Source organism: Mesorhizobium sp. M7A.F.Ca.US.006.04.2.1 (assembly GCF_004022915.1).
Lineage (GTDB): Bacteria > Pseudomonadota > Alphaproteobacteria > Rhizobiales > Rhizobiaceae > Mesorhizobium > Mesorhizobium ciceri.
Window position 1 is genome coordinate 1 of sequence record NZ_RZQA01000489.1, and the last position, 4,938, is coordinate 4,938.

General features: G+C 64.0%; 7 protein-coding genes. 3 read left to right on the plus strand and 4 right to left on the minus strand.

Features of this window, described 5'->3' with window-relative positions; all coding sequences use genetic code 11:
* The first annotated feature begins 149 nt into the window (after window positions 1–149).
* Window positions 150–875: a YdcF family protein gene (locus EN925_RS23335; protein ID WP_024503762.1), complete on the plus strand. Its 726-nt coding sequence runs from the start codon at window positions 150–152 to the stop codon at window positions 873–875.
* On the opposite strand, the gene EN925_RS23340 is transcribed toward EN925_RS23335, so the two are convergent.
* The gene (locus EN925_RS23340) at window positions 876–1,508 is read right to left on the minus strand and encodes a pyridoxamine 5'-phosphate oxidase family protein (RefSeq protein WP_127370361.1); all 633 of its coding nucleotides are present in this window, start codon (window positions 1,506–1,508) and stop codon (window positions 876–878) included.
* A gap of 24 nt (window positions 1,509–1,532) precedes the next feature.
* Window positions 1,533–2,003, minus strand: coding sequence for a DUF1348 family protein (locus EN925_RS23345; RefSeq protein WP_013529396.1), 471 nt, complete (start codon window positions 2,001–2,003; stop codon window positions 1,533–1,535).
* A gap of 119 nt (window positions 2,004–2,122) precedes the next feature.
* Here EN925_RS23345 and EN925_RS23350 point away from each other — a divergent pair, with 119 nt between their 5' ends.
* Window positions 2,123–3,025, plus strand: coding sequence for a LysR family transcriptional regulator (locus tag EN925_RS23350; protein WP_013529395.1), 903 nt, complete (start codon window positions 2,123–2,125; stop codon window positions 3,023–3,025).
* Window positions 3,026–3,144: 119 nt separating this feature from the next.
* A complete protein-coding gene (locus EN925_RS23355; RefSeq protein ID WP_024503759.1) occupies window positions 3,145–3,945 on the plus strand; it encodes a 1-acyl-sn-glycerol-3-phosphate acyltransferase in 801 nt (266 codons plus the stop codon).
* 25 nt (window positions 3,946–3,970) lie between these two features.
* Here the strand turns inward: EN925_RS23355 and EN925_RS23360 are convergent, their stop codons facing one another.
* Window positions 3,971–4,597, minus strand: coding sequence for a LysE family translocator (locus EN925_RS23360; RefSeq protein WP_127370221.1), 627 nt, complete (start codon window positions 4,595–4,597; stop codon window positions 3,971–3,973).
* A 90-nt stretch (window positions 4,598–4,687) separates the two neighbouring features.
* On the minus strand, window positions 4,688–4,938 hold a 251-nt coding region (locus tag EN925_RS23365), incomplete at its 5' end, for an aldo/keto reductase (RefSeq protein WP_164894345.1).

Genomic DNA, 4,938 nt, shown 5'->3' on the forward strand with positions numbered 1-4,938 from the left:
ACCGGATGCAGGCTAATTCATGTCCCCCAAAAGTGGGAACGGGTTTTGGGATAACGACATGGATAAAACACGGTGATCACGAATAGAGAATTCGCGTAACGCAAAGTGCGTCTTTTACCTACCCAAGGCCGCATTTCAGGATTAACCATATGGCGATGGACGCGCGGGATTCGACCGGTACGGCTGGGCAGATGCCAGTGGTGGTTGCACGTTCGCATGACCGCCGCGCTGTGAGCCGTCTAAGAGCCACGCTGCGCCTGTCCGCCCTCTCCGTCCTCATCCTTGCAACTTTGTTTGCCGGCGGTTTCGGTTGGTTCGCCAACAAAGTCAGTCACCTGACGACGCCCGCCAATCCGGCCAGGGCAGACGCGATCATCGTCTTGACCGGCGGCCAGTCCCGCCTCGATGCCGCGATGGATCTGCTGGCGTCCGGCAAGGGCGAACGGCTGCTGATCAGCGGCGTGCATCCTTCGGCCAGCCGTCGCCAGCTGCAGGCGGCAACCGGCGGCGACAAGAATCTGTTCTCCTGTTGCGTCGACATCGACCGCGCCGCGCTCGACACGATCGGCAATGCCGAGGAAAGCGCCAAATGGGTCGAGAGCCACGCCTATGGCACGGTGATCCTCGTCACCAACAATTATCATATGCCGCGCAGCCTGCTGGAAATGGGCAGGCTGCTGCATGGCGCCAAGCTCGAGCCCTATCCGGTGGTCAATTCCAACCTCGACAATGGCGGCTGGCTGACCAAGCCGCGGGCATTGCGCGTGCTGTTCACCGAATACAACAAATATCTGCTTGCGCTGGCGCGCGGCATCGTGCCTGTCAAGCCGACGCCCAACGGCATCGCGCTGGCCGAAACCGCGGCCGGCGGCTGATTATTCCCCTGCGGCCGCGCCCGAATTTCCCCTGAGCCGTGCGATCTCCTGCTCAAGGCGTTCGATACGCTTGTCCCGCTCGCCGAGTGCCGCCGCGACGTCGGCTGCCTCGAACCGTTGCGGGATGTGCTGCGGGCAGTTGGCATCCCAGGCCGAGACCGTGAACAGGACGACCTGCTCGGGGCGCGCTCCGTAGCCTTGCGGCATCAGCTTCGCCATCAGTTCGGCATCGTTCTCGACGACGCGCGCGGTGCCCCAGAGCTTGATGCGCTGGCGGTGCATATAGTCGATCAGGAACAGGAACGCCCTTGGATTGTCGGCCAGATTGCCCTGCGTGATGAACTGCCGGTTGCCGGAAAAATCCGCGAAGCCGATCGTATGTTCATCCAGCACCTTGAGGAAGCCGGCCGGCCCGCCGCGATGCTGGACATAGGGCTGCCCCTCGCGGTTGGCGGTCGACAGGAAGACGCTGGTCTGCATTTCGATGAAGGCGGCAAGATCCGGGGTGATGCCGGCCTGCCAGCCGCCACGCTCCTCGACGCGGGCATAGGACTGACGTGAGCCCTTGCGGGCCTGGATCGCCTTGACGGTCGGCGTGAAGGCGACGTCGCAGGTGACAGCATGCGCGTTCATGGAAAGCTTCCTTGCGGCAAGATGCTAAAGTCCGAGCTCCGACAGTGTCGGGTGGTCGTCCGGCCGCCGGCCGAGCGGCCAGTGATACTTACGATCGGCCTCGCCGATCGGCAGGTCGTTGATGCTGGCGATGCGCAGACGCATCAGCCCGTGTTCGTCGAATTCCCAGTTCTCGTTGCCGTAGCTGCGGAACCATGAACCGCTGTCGTCGCGCCATTCGTAGGCGAAACGCACGGCGATGCGGTTGCCGTGGAAGGCCCAGACCTCCTTGATCAGCCGGTAGTCGAGCTCGCGGCTCCATTTGCGCGTCAGGAAGGCCTGGATGGCGTCGCGGCCTTGCAGGAATTCGGCGCGGTTGCGCCAGCGGCTGTCCTTTGTATAGGCGAGCGCGACCCGCGCTGGATCGCGTGAATTCCAGGCATCCTCGGCCATGCGCGCCTTCTGCGCTGCGGTCTCGGCGGTAAACGGCGGCAGCGGCGGGCGGGCTTCGGACATGGCAACTCCTGTGCGAGGCCATGCTGCAGGCAGGGCCGACAGACTGGAATATAAGCCTTCCATCATTCAAAGGCAGATGGCATATTCGTAACTTGTCCTTCCATTTTTCGGAAGAACCTATGGATCGTCTCGAGGCCATGTCGCTCTTTGTCGCCGCGGTGGAGGCCGGCAGCCTTTCCGCGGCCAGCCGCCGTTTCGGCATTCCGCTGGCGACGGTCAGCCGCAAGATTTCCGATCTCGAGCGCCATCTGAACACACGCCTCCTGAATCGTTCGACGCGACGGCTGACACCGACCGATGCCGGCCAGGCCTATCTTGCCGCCTGCCGCCGCATCCTGGACGACGTCGGCGAGGCCGAACGCACGGCCGCCGGCGAATACAGTGTTCCGACCGGCGAACTGGCCATCACCGCGCCGGTCGTCTTTGGCCGCCTGCACGTGCTGCCGGTCGTCACCGGCTTTCTCGCCGCCTATCCCGACGTGGACATCCGCCTGACATTGGCCGATCGCATAACCCAGCTGGTCGAGGACCATTTCGATCTCGCCATCCGCATCGGCCGATTGCCCGATTCGAGCCTGGTCGCCATCGGCGTCGGCGCGATCCGCCGCGTCGTCTGCGCCAGCCCGGCCTATCTGGCCGAACACGGCACGCCAACGACCCCGGAGGATCTGGAAACACACGATTGCATCACCTTCGAGGGGCTCGCCTCCGCCGCCAGTTGGAGCTTCATCAAGGGCAAGGCCGAAATCCCGGTTCGGGTCCGCTCGCGGCTTCAGGTCAACACCGCCGAAGCGGCCATCGATGCCGCGATTGCCGGCGTCGGGCTGACGCGTGTGCTTTCCTACCAGATCGAAGCCGCGCTGCGGTCCGGCGCGCTGCGCGTCCTGCTGCAGGAATTCGAGCCGGCGCCATGGCCGGTAAGCCTGGTGCATGCGGGCCACGGCCTGCTGCCGGTCAAGCTGCGCGCCTTCCTCGATTTTGCCGCTCCGCGCCTGAAGGCGCGGCTGGCGCGGCTGATGTAGCGGAACCAGGCCAACCCATCGGTGGCCGTTCTTCGTCGCCACCCAAAGCGCCCTGCGGCCATTTCCTTTTTTCCCGCGCTTGGTGTAACCAACGCTCACCTCCTCACCGGGCTCCCCCAATGCTCTACATCAGATCGCTGACGTTCAATTTCGTCTTTTACGTCAACCTGATCGTCCAGATGATCCTCTGGACCCCCTACTATTTCCTGTCGCCCCGGCACCGCGCCTGGTTCGTGCCGAAATTCTGGTCGCGCACCTCGATGTGGCTTTACGAGAAGATCGCCGGAACGAAGAACGAGATCACCGGCCGGGAAAACCTGCCCGAAGGCTCCTTCATCCTGGCACCAAAGCACCAGTCGTTCTGGGACGCGATCGCCTTCTTCCCCTTCCTTCAGGACCCGCTCTACATCCTCAAGCGCGAGCTGACCTGGATCCCGTTCTTCGGCTGGTACATCATGAAGATGCGCATGATCCCGGTTCATCGCGGCAGCCGTTCGAAAGCACTGAAGGCCGTGGTCGCCGCGACCAAGGAAGAGATGGCGCGCAACCCTCGCCAGCTCATCATCTACCCCGAAGGGACAAGACGCGCGCCGGGCGACGAACCGGCCTACAAATACGGCATCGTCGAAATCTACACGCAGCTTGGTGTTCCGGTGGTGCCGGTTGCCCATGTCGCCGGCCTCTATTGGCCGCGCCGCAAATTCCTGCGCTATCCCGGCACCATCAAGGCGCGTTTCCTGCCGCCGATTCCACCGGGACTGAGCAAGGACGAATTCATGGCCCGGCTGATCGGCGAGACCGAAGCTGCCTGCGACCAGTTCCTGATTGATGCGGCGCGCGGCCCGAACCCGCCTGCCTTGCCGCCGACAGCGGCGAAAAGGCTGCAAGAGCTGGACAACGCCGCAAGAACCAAAGTCTGAACCGGAAGTCTCCGGCCGGCAGTTCTCAGCCGAACACCGCCAGCGCGGTGGTCAACACCAGCGTCACGGCAAAGATCAGGTTGATGATCCGCGAGGCCGCCGGCCGGCGCAGGAAGCGCGCGAACCCAGCCCCCGCGACAAGCCACAGAGCGTGGATGGCAACGATCATCGGGGCGAGAACCGCCAGCTTCAGCCATAGACCAGGCTCAGTGGCGCCCTGTTTGGACGAAGCACCGGCGAACACGGCGGCGATCGCCACATAGGCCTTTGGATTGGCGACCGCGAGAAGAAATCCAGCCAGCCATGTGGGACGCGAAGTCTCGGCGGCGCGGGCGGCCAGCGGCGGCGCCGTAGCGATCTTGAAGGCGAGATAGAGGATGTAGGCCGCGGAGGCCAAAGCCAGCAACGGCGCCAGCTTCGGCATCGAGGTGAGCACTGCCATGACCCCGGTCGCGACAACCAAAAGCACGGCGATCGTGCCCAGGATGATTCCCCAGGCATAGCCCAGGGAATGGCGCAAACCGAAGGCGGCACCAACGGCGGTGACGCTTATCGTTGCCGGCCCCGGGCTGCCCATGACGACGGCGGAGGCAAGCACGAGCGCGCACAACTGGCGCCAAAGATCCGGCTGCAAAAGAAGCGGCTCAGTCATCTCACCCTCTGTCTTGCCCCGTGCGAAGGAGGCTATGGCAAGACAAGAGGGTCGTCTTGGACGTTCGTGCGAGGAGCGGCCGCCGAAACTTCAGTCGCTCGCTTTGTCGAGTTCGGCCATGTCGGCGGCGCTCAGCTTCAGCGACGCCGCCTTGATCAGGCTGTCCATCTGCTCGGGCTTGGTGGCGCTGGCGATCGGCGCGGTGACGCCCGGCCGAGCGATCACCCAGGCAAGCGCGACTTCCGCCTGCTTGGCCGAATGCCTTGATGACACCGCGTCGAGTGCCGCAAGGATGCGCATGCCGCGCCCATTGAGATAGTCCTTCACGCCGCCGCCACGCG